Annotated in this window: 13 protein-coding genes; 6 read left to right on the top strand and 7 right to left on the bottom strand. The window is 68.3% G+C overall.

Annotation, left to right across the window (positions count from 1 at the left end; translation table 11 throughout):
* Positions 1 to 20 precede the first annotated feature (20 nt).
* The 3 genes from ACQ4LY_RS14305 (at position 21) to ACQ4LY_RS14295 (ending at position 2913) form a co-directional block, all read left to right on the top strand.
* Entirely contained in the window at positions 21 to 629 is a 609-nt protein-coding gene (locus ACQ4LY_RS14305; RefSeq protein ID WP_431072522.1) for a TetR/AcrR family transcriptional regulator, read from the top strand.
* Entirely contained in the window at positions 626 to 2077 is a 1452-nt protein-coding gene (locus ACQ4LY_RS14300) for a glycerol-3-phosphate dehydrogenase/oxidase (RefSeq protein WP_431072520.1), read from the top strand. The genes ACQ4LY_RS14305 and ACQ4LY_RS14300 overlap by 4 nt, the downstream gene beginning before the upstream one ends.
* A gap of 140 nt (positions 2078 to 2217) precedes the next feature.
* Complete coding sequence (locus ACQ4LY_RS14295) at positions 2218 to 2913, top strand: SPFH domain-containing protein (protein ID WP_431072518.1); 696 nt, start codon at positions 2218 to 2220, stop codon at positions 2911 to 2913.
* 30 nt (positions 2914 to 2943) lie between these two features.
* On the opposite strand, the gene dxs is transcribed toward ACQ4LY_RS14295, so the two are convergent.
* The 5 genes from dxs to dut all read right to left on the bottom strand — a co-directional run bounded on the left by dxs (position 2944) and on the right by dut (position 9823).
* Positions 2944 to 4884: a 1-deoxy-D-xylulose-5-phosphate synthase gene (gene dxs / locus ACQ4LY_RS14290; RefSeq protein WP_431072516.1), complete on the bottom strand. Its 1941-nt coding sequence runs from the start codon at positions 4882 to 4884 to the stop codon at positions 2944 to 2946.
* A 169-nt stretch (positions 4885 to 5053) separates the two neighbouring features.
* Complete coding sequence (locus ACQ4LY_RS14285) at positions 5054 to 7936, bottom strand: aconitate hydratase (protein ID WP_431072514.1); 2883 nt, start codon at positions 7934 to 7936, stop codon at positions 5054 to 5056.
* A 108-nt stretch (positions 7937 to 8044) separates the two neighbouring features.
* Positions 8045 to 8773, bottom strand: coding sequence for a DUF3159 domain-containing protein (locus ACQ4LY_RS14280; RefSeq protein ID WP_431072512.1), 729 nt, complete (start codon positions 8771 to 8773; stop codon positions 8045 to 8047).
* Entirely contained in the window at positions 8770 to 9357 is a 588-nt protein-coding gene (locus tag ACQ4LY_RS14275; RefSeq protein ID WP_431072510.1) for a DUF3710 domain-containing protein, read from the bottom strand. Before ACQ4LY_RS14275 ends, ACQ4LY_RS14280 begins: the two co-directional genes overlap by 4 nt.
* The gene (gene dut, locus ACQ4LY_RS14270; protein ID WP_431072508.1) at positions 9350 to 9823 is read right to left on the bottom strand and encodes a dUTP diphosphatase; all 474 of its coding nucleotides are present in this window, start codon (positions 9821 to 9823) and stop codon (positions 9350 to 9352) included. The genes ACQ4LY_RS14275 and dut overlap by 8 nt, the downstream gene beginning before the upstream one ends.
* 12 nt (positions 9824 to 9835) lie before the next feature.
* Between dut and ACQ4LY_RS14265 the strand changes: the two genes are divergently transcribed.
* Positions 9836 to 10300 carry a DUF3093 domain-containing protein gene (locus ACQ4LY_RS14265; RefSeq protein ID WP_431072506.1) on the top strand — a complete coding sequence of 155 codons (465 nt, stop codon included), beginning with the start codon at positions 9836 to 9838 and terminating at the stop codon, positions 10298 to 10300.
* Between the two features lie 80 nt (positions 10301 to 10380).
* On the opposite strand, the gene ACQ4LY_RS14260 is transcribed toward ACQ4LY_RS14265, so the two are convergent.
* On the bottom strand, positions 10381 to 10674 hold the full coding sequence (locus tag ACQ4LY_RS14260; protein WP_056307515.1) for a DUF4193 domain-containing protein: 294 nt from the start codon (positions 10672 to 10674) through the stop codon (positions 10381 to 10383).
* A gap of 196 nt (positions 10675 to 10870) precedes the next feature.
* Between ACQ4LY_RS14260 and sepH the strand changes: the two genes are divergently transcribed.
* Positions 10871 to 11908 carry a septation protein SepH gene (gene sepH / locus ACQ4LY_RS14255; RefSeq protein ID WP_431072503.1) on the top strand — a complete coding sequence of 346 codons (1038 nt, stop codon included), beginning with the start codon at positions 10871 to 10873 and terminating at the stop codon, positions 11906 to 11908.
* A gap of 57 nt (positions 11909 to 11965) precedes the next feature.
* Here sepH and ACQ4LY_RS14250 read toward each other — a convergent pair whose 3' ends face one another.
* Complete coding sequence (locus ACQ4LY_RS14250) at positions 11966 to 13087, bottom strand: alkaline phosphatase family protein (protein ID WP_431072501.1); 1122 nt, start codon at positions 13085 to 13087, stop codon at positions 11966 to 11968.
* A gap of 60 nt (positions 13088 to 13147) precedes the next feature.
* Between ACQ4LY_RS14250 and ACQ4LY_RS14245 the strand changes: the two genes are divergently transcribed.
* Positions 13148 to 15592 carry a DNA gyrase/topoisomerase IV subunit A gene (locus tag ACQ4LY_RS14245; protein WP_431072499.1) on the top strand — a complete coding sequence of 815 codons (2445 nt, stop codon included), beginning with the start codon at positions 13148 to 13150 and terminating at the stop codon, positions 15590 to 15592.
* Positions 15593 to 15613 lie beyond the last annotated feature (21 nt).

Genomic DNA, 15613 nt, shown 5'->3' with positions numbered 1-15613 from the left:
GCGTTACAGTGTGACAGATCATGGAAGAACGTCAAGTGACTGCAGAGGCGCGGTTCGCGCAACCTCCGCTCTGGGATGCCACCCAGTCGCGCATCCTCGACGCGGCTGACGAGCTGATCAGTCGCAGAGGGGTGCATGGAGTCACCATCGCGGAGCTCGCACGGCGCGCAGGCCACAGTCGTCCGACGATCTACCGCAGTTGGAACGACGCCGACGACGTCGTGCGCTCCGCCCTTCTCCGCCGGGTCGCCGGCATCGTCTCGCAGTTCCCGACAGAGACTCTCACACGACACGACCTGGTCGACGATGTGCTCCGTTTCTCGGCGGCCTTCCGCTCCGACGAGGTCTACGGGCGGTTGCTCGCGGACGAGCCCGAGGTCTTCACCCGCTACACGCTGCAGCGAGTCGGATCGAGCCAGCGATTGATCCTGCAGTGGCTCGCCGCGGCGATCCGGACCGCGCAGCAGGGCGGGAGCGTCAGGGCGGGCGAGCCGAACGCGATCGCGGTGATGCTGCTGCTCATCGCGCAGTCCGCGGTGCTGTCGCACGGCACCGTCTCGGAGCTCATCTCGGAGCAATCGTGGGAGCGGGAGCTGCGCGCCGCACTCGACGGGCTGCTCCGGCCATGAGCACTCACTCCCCCGACCTCAACGTCGCGCGTCGGGCCGCAGACCTTGCTCGGGCCGCCGACGAGACCGTCGACGTCCTCGTGATCGGCGGCGGGATCACCGGCACAGGTGTCGCTCTCGACGCCGCATCCCGAGGGCTGACCGTCACGCTGCTCGAAGCGGATGACCTCGCATTCGGCACGAGCCGGTTCAGTTCGAAGCTCGTGCACGGCGGCCTTCGCTATCTCGCCACCGGTGATGTCGCGACCGCGAAGGAGAGCGCTCACGAGCGGCACCTGCTGATGACGGTCATCGCACCGCATCTCATCCGACCGCTGGGCCAGCTGCTGCCCTTCGCCGTCGGCGTGACCTCCGCACAGCGCGCGGCCGGCGTCGCGGGCATGGCGATGGGGGATCTGCTGCGGATGCGGGCCCGCACACCACGCGCGGTGCTGCCCGGACCGCGATTGGTCTCCGCGCGCGCCGCCCACGGTCTGGTCCCGGCGCTCGACCGCCGAGGACTTCGGGGCGGCATGCTCTCGTACGACGGACAGCTCGTCGACGATGCGCGACTGGTCGTGACGGTCGCACGCACCGCCGCGGCTCTCGGAGCGCGCATCCTCACCCGGGTCCGCGCACGCGAGCTCCGCAGCGACGGGGCGATCGCCGAAGACGCGCTGACCGGCGAGAGCCTCGGCATCCGAGCGCGCTCGGTGATCAACGCCACAGGGGTCTGGGCCGGGACCCTCGACCAGTCGATCACGATGCGCCCCAGCCGCGGAACCCACATCGTCCTGGACGCCGCCGACCTCGGACACCCGTCCGCGGCGCTGACCATCCCGCATGAGGGCTCGATCAGCCGCTATGTGTTCGCCCTGCCGCAGCAGAGCGGCCGGGTGATCGTCGGCCTGACCGACGAGGACGCTCCGGGCCCCGTTCCGCGGATCGCCACCCCGACGGAGGGCGAGATCTCCTTCCTGCTCTCGACCCTCAACCGGGTGCTCGCGGAGCCCGTCGGGCAGGACCGGGTGCGCGGGGCGTTCGCAGGCCTCCGCCCGCTGGTCGATACAGGCGCCGATTCGACCGCTGACATCTCCCGCCGCCACCTGGTCGCCGTCTCCGAGGCCGGGTTCGTCAACGTCCTCGGAGGCAAGCTGACGACGTATCGGCGGATGGCGGAGGACGCCGTCGACCTCGCGGCACGCGCGAACGACCTGAATGCCGCGCCGAGTCGGACGGCCTCCCTCCGGCTCACCGACACGGCGCCGAACTCGTCTCACCCCGGTTCCGACGCCGACGGCACGGTGACGCGTGCACAGGTCGAGTTCGCCGTGCGCGCCGAGGGTGCGATGACCGTGGAGGACATACTCGATCGGCGTACCCGGGTCGGTCTCGTGGACGCCGACCGCGAGCGGGCGAGGCCCATGACCGAAGCACTGCTCGCGGAGGCGCTCGCGGACCTCGGCTGAGGCGCGTCGGGCGTCTTCCTCGCCCGTGGCGTATCCACCTCGCGGCGTCGGAGATAACGACGACGGAACAGCGTGTGAACACCGGCATCGGAGAGCGGCCAATGGCCGTGTGCAGAAGCAGGACGCGGCACAGTGGTGGCATGGACATGCTCCTCACGATGCTCGGCGGCAAGGGAATGTCGGGTCTGTTCAAGACCGGCACGGCTATTCTCACGATCCTGCTGGTCGTCCCGGCCCTGTTGAAGATCTTCGTCGTCACGGTGGATGAGGGGTGGGCGGCGATCCGCACCCGCAACGGCAAGCCGATCATCCGCAACCGACCGCAGCGACGTCCCACCTCACGCGGCGGCGCGGTCGGTGAGGTCGTCGTACTCGATCCCGGTTCGCACGGGGCCTTCCCGCTGTTCTACTGGTACAGGCTCATCGACGTCCGCTGCCGCGCGACCGACCTGCCCGCCCGTGAGATGACCGGAGCCAGTGGGCACCAGCACCGGGTGCACGCATCCTTCGAGTGGAGACCACTGCCGACCGGCCGAGATCTGCGCGTGTTCGAGCTCGACGTGGTGAATGTGAACGAGCGTGCGTCGAACATCGTCGGCGCAGCGCTGAGAGACGTCATCCGTGGCCTCGACGGTGCGGAGCTGCCGCACAACGACGAGATCAACACCCGCGTGATCACCGCGAGCGCCGAGGAGGTGCGACGCTCCTGCGGCGTCGAGCTCGTGCGCGTCATGGTCACGGGCGACGCTCTCACCGACGGCTATCTGCTCGCAACCGCGCTCCGCGACACCGACCGCGGCGCCGAAGCGGTCGCGGCGCTCCACGCCCTCAACTGACCGGGCGGGCGCTCACGGGGGCTGCCGCGATCAGCTCCGCTCGTGCAGCGGAAGATCGACCGTACCGGTCTCCCCCGACTGGCGAGCGACCGGAATACGAGTGCCGAGCACCTGGGCGACGACGTCCTGCGCGATCTTCGACGCCGTGAGACCGGCATCCGCGAGGATCTGATCGCGCGAGGCGTGATCGATGAACTCGTCCGGCAGGCCCAGCTCGTCGACCGCCGTGTCGATGCCCGCCTCGCGGAGCACCTGGCGCACGCGCGTGCCGATGCCCCCGACGCGGATCCCGTCTTCGAGCGTGATGACGAGGCGATGACGCGCGGCCATGCTGACGATCGAGGGCTGCACGGGGATCGCCCAGCGAGGGTCGATGACCGTCGCTCCGATTCCCTGGGCGCGCAGACGCTCGGCGACATCCATCGCCAGCGCGGCGAACGGCCCGATCGCCACGAGCAGCACGTCTTCGGACTCGCCGCGGGCGAGCACGTCGACGCCGTCGTGCAGACGCTCGAGCGCCGGCAGCTCTGGCGCGACATCGCCCTTGGGGAAGCGGATCACGGTCGGGGCGTCCTCGACGAGCACTGCCTCGTCGAGTGCTTCCTGGAGGCGCGCGCCGTCTCGCGGAGCCGCGATGCGGATGTGCGGGACGATCTGCAGCATCGCGAGATCCCACATGCCGTGGTGACTCGGACCGTCAGGACCCGTGACGCCCGCCCGGTCGAGGACGAATGTGACGCCCGCACGGTGGAGTGCCACATCCATCAGCACCTGGTCGAACGCGCGGCCCATGAACGTCGCGTACAGCGCCACAATGGGGTGCAGACCCCCGAAGGCGAGACCCGCCGCGGAGGCCACGGCATGCTGCTCGGCGATCCCCACGTCGTACACACGATCGGGGAATCGCTCGGCGAACGGAGCGAGCCCTGTCGGGCGCAGCATGGCCGCAGTCATCGCGATGACATCCGAGCGTCGCTCCCCTACCGAGACGAGCGCGTCGGAGAAGACATCGGTCCACCCGGTCCCTCCCGACGAGAGCGTCTCACCGGTCGTCGGATCGATGCGTCCGACGGCATGAAACTGATCGGCCTCGTCATCTCGCGCAGGCTGGTAGCCCCGGCCCTTCTCGGTGATGGTGTGCACGATGACGGGTGCGCCGAACGACTTCGCCAGTTCGAGGGTCTCGAGAAGCGCGGGAAGATCGTGTCCGTCGACGGGGCCGAGGTACTTGATGTCGAGATTGGAATACAGCGCCTCGTTGTTCGTGAAGCGCGAGAGGAACCCATGCGTGCCACCCCGCACGCCACGGAAGACCGCGCGGCCGACGGGTCCGAAGGCACGGAAGAGGCGATCCGACTTGTGATGCAGCTCCTTGTACGCCGCAGCGGTGCGCACACGGTTCAGGTATCGCGACATCCCGCCGATGGTCGGCGCGTACGATCGCCCGTTGTCGTTCACCACGATGACGAGGTTGCGGTCGTTGTCGTCGGAGATGTTGTTGAGCGCCTCCCAGGTCATGCCGCCGGTCAGGGCCCCGTCTCCGACGACTGCGACCACATGGCGGTCTGCACGTCCGGTCGCGGTCAGTGCGCGCGAGACGCCGTCGGCCCAGCTCAGCGAGCTGGATGCGTGGGACGACTCGACGACGTCGTGCGGGCTCTCGGAGCGCTGCGGATAGCCGGCGAGCCCTCCGCGGACGCGGAGCGACGAGAAGTCCTGACGCCCGGTGAGCAGCTTGTGCACGTACGACTGATGGCCGGTGTCGAAGATGAACGGGTCGTCGGGAGACGAGAAGACGCGGTGCAGGGCGATCGTCAGCTCGACCACACCGAGGTTCGGGCCGAGATGCCCGCCGGTGCGCGACACGTTCTCGACGAGGAACTCGCGGATCTCACCCGCGAGCTCGATGAGCTGATCCTCGGACAGCGAGTCGAGGTCACGGGGTCCTGAGATGCTCGGAAGAATCGGCATCTGCACCTCCTCATAGGCACCGTTGGAGGCATCCGATTCCGGTACGAACGCCTGCTCGATCCTACCCCGGGCATCCGGGAAAGCTCGGAGAGCGGCTCCCCCTTGACACCGGCCCTGGCACACGGAAAGGGCCCGGTTCCGAAGAACCGAGCCCTTTCCGACTGTGCGATCAGACCAGCGAACGCAGCACGTACTGCAGGATGCCGCCGTTGCGGTAGTAGTCCGCCTCACCGGGGGTGTCGATGCGGACGACCGCGTCGAACTCCACGACCTGCTTGCCCTCGGGCGAGTCGTCGGTCGGGGTGGCGGTCACGCGGACCGTCTTCGGGGTGGTGCCGTTGTTGAGCTCCTCGAGACCCGTGATCGAGACGACCTCGGTGCCGTCGAGACCCAGCGACTCCCAGCTCTCGCCGGCCGGGAACTGCAGCGGGACGACGCCCATGCCGATCAGGTTCGAGCGGTGGATGCGCTCGAAGCTCTCGGTGATGACCGCCTTGACGCCCAGCAGGCTCGTACCCTTGGCTGCCCAGTCACGCGACGAGCCGGAGCCGTACTCCTTGCCGCCGAAGATGACGAGCGGGGTGCCCTGCTCCTGGTAGTTCATGCTCGCGTCGTAGATGTACGACTGCGGGCCGCCCGCCTGGGTGAAGTCACGGGTGTATCCACCCTCGACGACCTGACCGTCGTTGACGGCCGAGACCATCAGGTTCTTCAGGCGGATGTTCGCGAACGTTCCGCGGATCATGACCTCGTGGTTGCCTCGACGCGAACCGAAGGAGTTGAAGTCCTTGCGGTCGACGCCGTGCTCGGTGAGGTACTGAGCGGCGGGCGTGCCGGCCTTGATGTTTCCGGCGGGCGAGATGTGGTCGGTGGTGACCGAGTCGCCCAGGGTCGCCATGACGCGCGCGCCCTCGATGTCGCGCACCGGGGTGAGCTCCATCGTCATGCCGTCGAAGTACGGCGCCTTGCGCACGTAGGTCGAGTTCTCGTCCCACTGGAAGATGTCGTCATCCGGGGTGGGCAGGCTGCGCCAGCGCTCGTCACCGTCGAAGACGGTCGCGTACTGCTTGATGAACTGCTCGCGCGAGATCGACGAGTCGACCAGCTCCTGGACCTCGGCCGGGGTGGGCCAGATGTCCTTCAGGAAGACGTCCTCCCCGTCTGTTCCCTTGCCGAGCGCGTCGTTCTCGAAGTCGAAGTGCATCGAGCCTGCCAGCGCGTAGGCGATGACCAGCGGCGGGCTGGCGAGGTAGTTCATCTTCACGTCGGGGCTGATGCGACCCTCGAAGTTGCGGTTGCCCGAGAGCACGGCGGTCACGGCGAGGTCGTGGTCGTTGATGGCCGCGGAGACCTCTTCGATCAGCGGACCCGAGTTGCCGATGCAGATCGTGCAGCCGTAGCCGACGGTGTAGAAGCCGAGACCCTCGAGGTCCTTGTCGAGTCCGGACTTCTCGTAGTAGTCCGTGACGACCTTCGAGCCGGGGCCGAGCGTCGTCTTGACCCACGGCTTCTGCTTCAGGCCCTTCTCGAGCGCCTTGCGGGCGACGAGACCAGCGGCGATCATGACCGACGGGTTCGAGGTGTTCGTGCACGACGTGATGGCTGCGAGCGTCACAGCACCGTTGTCGAGGATGTACTTCTCCCCCGAGGGCGTGGTGACCGGCACGGGCTTGGACGCGTTGGCCGGAGCGCCGCTGTTGATGTGCACAGGTCGAGTGGTGCGAGGCTCTTCTTCCCCGGGCGCATTGCCCGGGTCGGATGCGGGGAACGAGTGCTTCGACTCGAGATCGACGACGTCGTCGGACGTCGACGGCGCGGCGTAAGCGAGGATGTCCTGCTCGAACTGCGACTTCGCCTCGGAGAGGAGGATGCGGTCCTGCGGGCGCTTCGGGCCTGCGATCGACGGCACGACGGTGCCGAGGTCGAGCTCGAGGTACTCGCTGAAGGTGGGCTCGTGGGAGGCGTCGTGCCAGAGCTTCTGCTCCTTGGCGTACGCCTCGACGAGCGCTACGGCCTCGTCGCTGCGACCGGTCAGGCGCAGGTAGTCGAGCGTGACGTCGTCGATCGGGAAGATCGCGGCCGTGGAGCCGAACTCCGGCGACATGTTGCCGATCGTGGCACGGTTGGCCAGTGGCACGGATGCCACGCCCTCGCCGTAGAACTCGACGAACTTGCCGACGACGCCGTGCTTGCGCAGCAGGTCGGTGATGGTGAGCACGACGTCTGTCGCCGTGACACCGGCGGGGATCTCGCCGGACAGCTTGAAGCCGACGACACGCGGGATGAGCATCGACACGGGCTGACCGAGCATCGCGGCCTCGGCCTCGATGCCGCCGACGCCCCAGCCGAGCACGCCCAGGCCGTTGACCATCGTGGTGTGCGAGTCGGTGCCGACACAGGTGTCGGGGTACGCACGCAGCACGCCGTCGACGTCGCGGTCGTAGATGACCTTGGCCAGGTGCTCGATGTTCACCTGGTGCACGATGCCGGTTCCCGGCGGGACGACCTTGAAGTCGCTGAAGGCCGTCTGGCCCCAGCGGAGGAACTGGTAGCGCTCGCCGTTGCGCTCGTACTCGATCTCGACGTTGCGCTCGAGCGCATTCTCGGAACCGAAGAGATCGGCGATCACCGAGTGGTCGATGACCATCTCGGCAGGCGAGAGCGGGTTGATCTTGTTCGCGTCGCCGCCGAGCGCCGTCACGGCCTCGCGCATGGTGGCGAGGTCGACGATGCAGGGAACACCGGTGAAGTCCTGCATGACCACGCGGGCCGGCGTGAACTGGATCTCGGTGCTCGGCTCTGCCGCAGCATCCCACGAACCCAGGGCTTCGATCTGCGCCTTCGTCACGTTCGCGCCGTCCTCGGTGCGAAGCAGGTTCTCAAGGAGGACCTTGAGGCTGAAGGGGAGCTTGTCGAAACCGGGCACCGTGTCGATGCGGAAGATCTCGTAGTCGGTGCTGCCGACCGTCAGGGTGCTCTTGGCACCGAAGCTGTTCACCGTGGACACGAATCCGTCTCCTTCTATTCGGATGGGAGCGACAGGCGCCTCCATCTTGCTCGCCAGCGAGCCCCTGCGGCTAGCAAGGCAGACCTAACCAGTCTGCTCTGCTCGGCCTCCGGGCGAAAGCCTGCAATTTATCTTGATGTCAAGATAAATCTATCACGACTGCGATGTCGCCTCGGCATCCGACGCGCGCGGGTAGAGCGCTCGCACGACGAGCCACGTGACCGCGATCAGCGGTGCGAACAGCGGTAGACCCATGATGAGCTTGAGCGTGCCGAGTGCCGTGACATCCCCGGCGATATACAGCGGGAGCTGCACGGCCAGCCGAGCGAAGAACAGTGCGGCCCACGCGACTCCGAGCCAGAAGAAGGCCCGGCGCTTGCGACGATCGCCGCGCCAGGCGGTGCCCTCCCCCATGAGGAACCCGACCGCGAGGCCGATGAGCGACCACCCGATCAACGCGGAGACGAGCATCGCCGTGCCGTAAGCGGCGTTCGTGATCAGGCCGGGGACGAAGTTGTCCTCACCTCGCCCTGTCCACAGAGCGAGCGCCGCGGCTGCGGCCGCGGCCACCAGACCGCCGATGGCCGCGGACGGCGGGGACTTCTGCACCAGCCGCACGATCGTGAACACGGCCGCGAGCCCCACGGACACGCCCAGGGGAAGGATCAGCGGCTCCGGGCGGATCGTGAAGAGGATGACGAACGCGAGGCTCGGCAAGACGGATTCGAGGATGCCACGCCACCCGCCGATCGCGGACCAGACCATCTTGTGGGTCGCGCCGCTCTCGTTCGGGTCGAGTCCTGCACGCCGGGCGGCGCCACCGAGGGCGGCGCCGACGATGTCCGATGCGCTCTGCTCGCGCTCGGGCTCCGGGCTGGTCACGCGGAGCCGGGAGTCGCGGGCATCTTCAGCGGAATGAGGTCGCGCGGAGGCATCGGAGCCCCACCGCGGACCACCACGATCGACCGGAAGAGATCCTCGACCTTCGCAGCCGCCTCGAGATCGGATGCGGCGGCGCCGCCGATCACGCCGCGGAGGAACCAGCGAGGACCGTCGATGCCGATGAACCGGGCGAGCCGCAGCTCCGAGCCCTCGTTCGCGGCGGCCGGCACTTCGGCGAGCAGCTCCTTTCCGAGAGGGCCGTCCCGCTCCTCGACACGACCACCCTGGCTGCGGACCTGATCACGCAGTTGCACTCGCGTCTCGTCCCACAGTCCGCCGGAGCGCGGTGCGGCGAAGGGCTGCACCTGCAGCGAGGAGTCGGCGTAGTCGAGACCGACGGCGACGATGCGCTTGGACTGCTCCTCGACCTCCAGCCGGAGATTCAGGCCTTCGCGCGGAAGGATCTTGATTCCGCCGAGGTCGATGTACGGGCGGACGGGGTTCGCCTCGGAATCGTCGAACGGCCCCTGAGTCGCGCGGTCGTCGGGTGCCGACTTCGAGGGAGTCGCGTTGTTGTCAGTCATTGATCTGTCCTGCCGAAGGGGAATGGGATCCTGCCTGGTAGCCGGTCGAACCGAAGCCACCTTCGCCGCGGACGCTGTCGGGCAGCTCCTCGACCGGGATGAACGTGGCTCGCGTCACGGGCATGACGATCAGCTGCGCGATGCGGTCGCCGACGGCCACATCGTACGCGCTGCGGATGTCGGTGTTGATCAGGCTCACCTTGATCTCGCCGCGGTAGCCGGCATCCACCGTGCCTGGCGAGTTGACGATGGAGATGCCGTGCTTGGCCGCGAGGCCGCTGCGCGGAACCACGAATGCCGCGTATCCCTCGGGCAGTGCGATGCGCACACCCGTCGCCACGAGGGCGCGCTCCCCCGGGCCCAGATGAACGGCCTCCGCCGCCACCAGATCGGCTCCGGCATCGCCGGGGTGGGCGTAACCGGGCACCACAGAGGCGATAATGGGGACATCAACGGAATCAGTCACCCCACGAGGCTAATGCAGAACATCGCTCCTGACGCGCGGACCCGCTACCGCGAGAGACTGTCCCCCAGCCTGTGGCTGCTGGTGACGGTCGCACTCGCGGGCCCGATGGTCGCCCTCATCTTCGTCCCCGTCGGCTCCACGATCGCGCTGATCGTCGGCGCCGCGGTCTCGGCTCTGCTCGTGATCGCCTTCATCGCCCTCACGCCCGTCGTGTCGGTCGAGGGCGGCGTCCTCCGCGCCGGACGGGCGCACATCGAGACTCGACACCTCGGCACGCCGACGGCGCTGAGCGGCGAAGAGGCGCGCCAGGCACGCGGCCCCGGCCTGCCCGCCCGTGGGTGGCACATGATCCGCGGCGGTGTGGACGGCGTCGTCGTGGTGCCCAACATCGACCCCGACGACCCGGTCGACACCTGGACCGTCTCGACCAGGACGCCCGACCGCCTCGCGGCGGCGATCCTCGCCTCCCGGGGCTGACGACACCCGCCCCCACGGACAAAAGACGACGCGCCCCTGACCGAGAGGTCGGGGGCGCGCGGAATCTCGGTCGAGTGCGCTCAGGCGGCGCACTCCTTGCAGATGGGGCCGGAGGAGCCCTCGTGATCGAGCTGAGAACGGTGCTTCACGAGGAAGCAGTTCATGCAGGTGAATTCGTCCTGCTGCGCGGGCAGCACGACGACATCGAGCTCGAGGTCGGAAAGATCGGCTCCGGGAAGATCGAAGCTGGACGGGTTGTCCGCATCCTCGTCTCCCGAAGAGCCGGAGCTCTTGTCCGGCACACGCTCCTTGAGGGCTTCGATCGACTCGGAGTCGTCTTCACTCTTGCGGGGAGCGTCGTAGTCGGTTGCCATGTGGTGAATCTCCACTTTCATGCGAGTGGGTGGTGCGCCGTCGGGGTAATCGGCGGCCATAGTTTGCACGACTGCGAGGCAATAAGCAAATGCCGGTGCGTGCGACAGACCAAACTCACGGCACGCCCAGAGTATTCCCGGCTGAGAGCCGCCCCGCGTGACACCATGAACCCACACCCATCAGAGGGGCATTCGCATGGAAAACGTCACCATCGTCGGCACAGAAGCAGGTCTGCTCGTACTCGCGACCGAGTCGGGCGAGCGCTTCGCGCTGCCCATCGACGACGTCCTGCACCGCGAGATCCGACGGGCGACGAGACAGAGCGAGCCGACCGCTCAACGACTCGCCGCGAGCCCGCGCGACATCCAGGCGCAGATCCGTGCCGGACTCACGGCCCCCGAGGTGGCAGAGCTCCTCGGCATCAGCGTCGAGGACGTCGTCCGCTTCGAAGGCCCCGTGCTGGCTGAGCGCGAGCATGTCATCGGCCAGGCTCTCGCCGTTCCCGTGCTGATCGGCAGCGATGTCGAACCCGACGCGCAGCCGACGTTCGGAACCGCCATCCGCGCCAAGCTCTCCGAGATCGAGGCGTCCGCCGAACGCTGGGCGAGCTGGAAGGACGAGAGCGGCTGGATCATCAAGCTCGAGTTCGCCGCGAACGAGGTCGAGCATGATGCGCGCTGGAGTTTCGATCCGCGCCGCAGCGCTCTGTCGCCGCTCAACGCCGATGCGACGCAGCTCTCTCGCCAGGGCTCGCTCCCCGAAGGTCTCATCCCCCGACTGCGAGCGGTCGAAGCCGAGCGCCAGGCCTCGCCGTACAAGGACGACAGTCGCTTCGACTCCGGTGCTTTCGGACCGAGACTGATCGCTGCCCCTGAGGCCGACGTCGAGGACGTGGCCGCCCCCGAGCGCTCCACCGCGGCGGTGCAGGATGCCGCAATCAAGCGCGCACCCGAGTCGGCGACCACGAGCCCCGAGACCGCCGACCTGCTGGAGGCGCTCCGACGTCGCCGCGGACAGCGCGAGACCGCGCCGATCCTGGAGTCGTCTGAAGAAGACCAGGACGACCGCAGTCCGATCGCGCTGTTCGACGCCTTCGAGAGCTCGGCTCCCGAAGAGGACGACGAACCCGAGGTCGCTCCTGAACCGACGAACGACAACTCCGGCCGACGCAAGCGGCGAAACGCCATGCCCTCGTGGGATGAGATCGTCTTCGGCGCACGCACCGACGAGTAGAGTCCGCGGATCGGACGCGAGCGCCGCACGGCTCTGCGGGCCGATTCGGAGCGCGGTTCAGCGGGCGAAGGCACCGAACCGAAGCAGGGGCACCTGACGTTCCTCCGGTGTGAGACCGCCGTGCTGACCGATCATCCCGCGGCTGCGCTGATCGTGCGCCGTCCCGTCGTAGACCGCCCCGTTTCCGCGCGCGATGACGAGGACGTCGCCGATCCGTGATGCGGCAGCAGCCGTCACCTCAGGGCCGAACAGTCCGGATGCGATCGCCTCCTGACGGGTGCCGACGTCTGCACGTCCGTCGAGGTCCCTCGTCCAACGATCGACGACAGCCCCGGCATCGACATCGGGGTCGACATAGACATGCAGCATCCGCGGCTCCCCGCCGATGTGACGCACTCCTGCCAGGTGCTCGGCTTCGAGCACGACCTGCCGGTGCGCAGGTACATCGACCATGCCGTGGTCCGAGGTGACGAGCACTCCGACTCCCGGCGGCACTCGCCGGGACATCGCGGCGTCGATCTCCTCGAGAGCCGACACCCACTGCACCGAATCGAGGCCATACCTGTGACCCGCTTTGTCCGCCTCCGGCAGGTAGCAGTAGACCAGCGAACCGGGGTGGCGCTCGGCCAGATCGTACGCGACCTGGATCCGCTCGGCTGGGGTCCGTGCGGCGACGAAGTCGGCACCGCGCAGCGTCGCCCGCGTGAACCCGCTTCCGGCATAGGCGGCCACCCCGACCGCGAAGGTCGGTCGCCCTTCGGCACGGGCGCGCTCGAAGATCGTCGGCGCAGCCTGCCAGGTCGCGGGGTCGATCCCTTCGGACTCCCAGCCCGTGAGCTGATTGACCAGAGCGTCCTGCGCGGGGTCGAGCACGCTGTAGCCGACGAGCCCGTGCTCTCCCGGCCATACGCCCGTGAGGATGCTCGTGAGAGCCGCCGCGGTGGTCGAGGGGAAGACCGAATGGGCCACATCCTTCTTCGCCATTCCCGCGGTCAGAGCGCGGGCGTGCCCCGCGTGAGCGCGCAGGCTGATCGCACCGAGTCCGTCGATCAGCACGAGCACGACGGATTCGGCCCGCGGAAGGGTCGCGGATTCGCCGCGCAGAGCGGCGAACGCGTCGTCCGCCACCCCGACGACGCTCCGGACTGCGAGCGACTCGGACGGTAGAATGATGGGCATCCGAGCCAGTCTGACACAGGCTCCCGTACGCCCTCAGCCTCGCACCCATTCAGGATGGCCATGCCGAAGACCCCGCCTCCCGAGCTCGCCCCGGAGAGAATCCAGGACATCGATCTCGAAACCGAGATGCAGGGTTCCTTCCTCGAATACGCGTATTCGGTGATCTACTCGCGGGCACTGCCCGATGCCCGCGACGGGTTGAAGCCCGTGCAACGCCGCATCCTGTACCAGATGGCCGAGATGGGGCTGCGTCCCGACCGCGGTCATGTGAAGAGCGCCCGCGTCGTCGGCGAGGTCATGGGAAAGCTGCACCCGCACGGCGACACCGCGATCTACGATGCCCTCGTGCGACTGGCCCAGGAATGGGCTCTGCGCGTTCCGCTCGTCGACGGCCACGGCAACTTCGGCTCACTCGACGACGGCCCCGCCGCCGCGCGCTACACCGAGGCGCGCCTGGCGTCGCCGGCGATGGCGCTCACCGAGAACCTCGACGAGGACGTCGTCGACTTCATCCCGAACTACGACGGCCAGTTCCAGCAGCCCTCCGTGCTTCCGGCCGCCTTCCCGAACCTCCTCGTCAACGGTGCGAGCGGCATCGCGGTCGGCATGGCCACCAACATGGCGCCGCACAACCTGATCGAGGTCGTCGCCGCCGCCACTCACCTGCTCGAGAACCCCGACGCCACGACCGAAGAGCTCATGGAGTTCGTACCGGGGCCCGACTTCCCCTCCGGCGGCATCCTGATGGGTCTCGACGGCGTCAAGGACGCGTACACGAACGGGCGCGGCGCGCTCAAGGTGCGAGGCAAGGTCTCCGTCGAACCTCTCGGGCCGCGCCGAACCGGCATCATCGTGTCGGAGCTGCCGTACATGGTCGGCCCCGAGCGACTGATCGAGAAGATCCGTGATGCGGTGCAGGCGAAAAAGCTGCAGGGCATCAGTGATGTGACCGACCTCACGGACCGCAACCACGGTCTCCGCGTCGCGATCGGCATCAAGACCGGGTTCGACCCCAACGCGGTGCTCGAGCAGCTCTACCGGCTGACGCCGCTCGAAGACTCGTTCAGCATCAACAACGTGGCCCTGGTCGACGGACAGCCCCGCACGCTGGGCCTGAAGGAGATGCTGCGGGTCTACGTGGCTCACCGTCTCGAGGTGATCACTCGACGCAGCCGGTATCGGCTCGCACGGCGCGAAGAGAGGCTGCACCTCGTCGAGGGTCTGCTCATTGCAATCCTCGACATCGACGAGGTCATCCAGGTCATCCGATCGTCCGACGACTCCGAGCAGGCGCGTACGCGACTGCGCTCGGTGTTCGACCTCAGCGAGCTGCAGGCCGAGTACATCCTCGAGCTGCGTCTGCGCCGACTGACGAAGTTCTCGCGGATCGAACTCGAGACCGAGCGCGACGCCTTGCTGGCCGAGATCGCCGCGCTGCGTGAGCTCCTCGGCAGCGACGTGCTGCTCCGCGCAGCGGTCGCGAAGGAACTGGATGCCGCGGCAGACGCGTACGGCACTCCTCGCCGCACGCTCCTGATGAACGCCGCTCCCCCGAAGCCCCGTGCGACGAAGGGCGCCGCGGTCGATCTGCAGATCGCGGACGCGCCGACCGTGCTCGTCCTCTCGACGACCGGTAGAGCGGTGCGGGTGGATCTCGGCGAGGGCCAGGAGCTCTCCCTGCCGCCCCGTCGCAGCAAGCACGACGCGATCCTGACGACGGCCGAGACCACGGTCCGTGCCGAGATCGGCGCGCTGACGACGGAGGGTCGCGTGCTGCGGTTCTCCCCCGTGGACCTGCCCTCGGTGCCGTCGTCGTCCGTGCAGCTGGCCGCAGGGGCCCCGCTGCGCGACTACCTCGGGATCACCACCCGCGGAGAGCGCATCCTGGGCTTCGTCCGCTTCGACAGCGACACGCCGATCGCGCTCGGCACCGCACAGGGCACGGTCAAGCGGATCGTCCCGTCGACGCTGCCCGTGCGCCCCGATCTCGAGGTCATCGGCATGAAGCCCGGTGACACGGTGGTGGGTGCGGTGGCTGCGCAGGACGTCGACGACCTCGTCTTCGTGACGACCGACGCCCAGCTGCTCCGGTTCTCCGCATCGGCGGTCCGACCACAGGGCGCACCGGCGGGGGGCATGGCCGGCATCAAGCTGGGCGCAGGTGCCTCGGTCCTCTTCTTCGGTGCGGTGAGCCCCGAATCCGATGCCGTGGTCGCCACCGTGTCCGGAGGCGACAGCAGCCTTCCGGGAACCGAACCGGGGCGTGCGAAGGTCTCGCCGTTCTCCGAGTACCCCGCGAAGGGCCGGGCGACCGGTGGCGTGCGGGCGCACGCGTTCCTGAAGGGCGAAGACCGTCTGACGGTCGCCTGGGTGGGGCCGAGTCCGGCACAGGCCGTCGATCCGACGGGGGCCGTGCGCAAGCTCCCCGAGGCGGGCGCGCGACGTGATGCCTCGGGTCAGCCGATCGACGGCGTGATCGGGAGCATCGGCCGCACCCTGGTGTGAGCAGCGGGTGCGGTCCCCGCG

The organism is Microbacterium phyllosphaerae (assembly GCF_050628115.1).
GTDB lineage: Bacteria > Actinomycetota > Actinomycetes > Actinomycetales > Microbacteriaceae > Microbacterium > Microbacterium phyllosphaerae_A.
This window is presented reverse-complemented; position numbering and strand designations above follow the sequence as displayed.

Coding starts and splice junctions, on each gene's coding strand:
- ACQ4LY_RS14305 (WP_431072522.1), top strand. CDS start 21: ATGGAAGAACGTCAAGTGACTGCAGAGGCGCGGTTCGCGCAACCTCCG.
- ACQ4LY_RS14300 (WP_431072520.1), top strand. CDS start 626: ATGAGCACTCACTCCCCCGACCTCAACGTCGCGCGTCGGGCCGCAGAC.
- ACQ4LY_RS14295 (WP_431072518.1), top strand. CDS start 2,218: ATGGACATGCTCCTCACGATGCTCGGCGGCAAGGGAATGTCGGGTCTG.
- dxs (WP_431072516.1), bottom strand. CDS start 4,884: ATGCCGATTCTTCCGAGCATCTCAGGACCCCGTGACCTCGACTCGCTG.
- ACQ4LY_RS14285 (WP_431072514.1), bottom strand. CDS start 7,936: ATGGAGGCGCCTGTCGCTCCCATCCGAATAGAAGGAGACGGATTCGTG.
- ACQ4LY_RS14275 (WP_431072510.1), bottom strand. CDS start 9,357: ATGACTGACAACAACGCGACTCCCTCGAAGTCGGCACCCGACGACCGC.
- ACQ4LY_RS14265 (WP_431072506.1), top strand. CDS start 9,836: ATGCAGAACATCGCTCCTGACGCGCGGACCCGCTACCGCGAGAGACTG.
- ACQ4LY_RS14260 (WP_056307515.1), bottom strand. CDS start 10,674: ATGGCAACCGACTACGACGCTCCCCGCAAGAGTGAAGACGACTCCGAG.
- sepH (WP_431072503.1), top strand. CDS start 10,871: ATGGAAAACGTCACCATCGTCGGCACAGAAGCAGGTCTGCTCGTACTC.
- ACQ4LY_RS14250 (WP_431072501.1), bottom strand. CDS start 13,087: ATGCCCATCATTCTACCGTCCGAGTCGCTCGCAGTCCGGAGCGTCGTC.
- ACQ4LY_RS14245 (WP_431072499.1), top strand. CDS start 13,148: ATGCCGAAGACCCCGCCTCCCGAGCTCGCCCCGGAGAGAATCCAGGAC.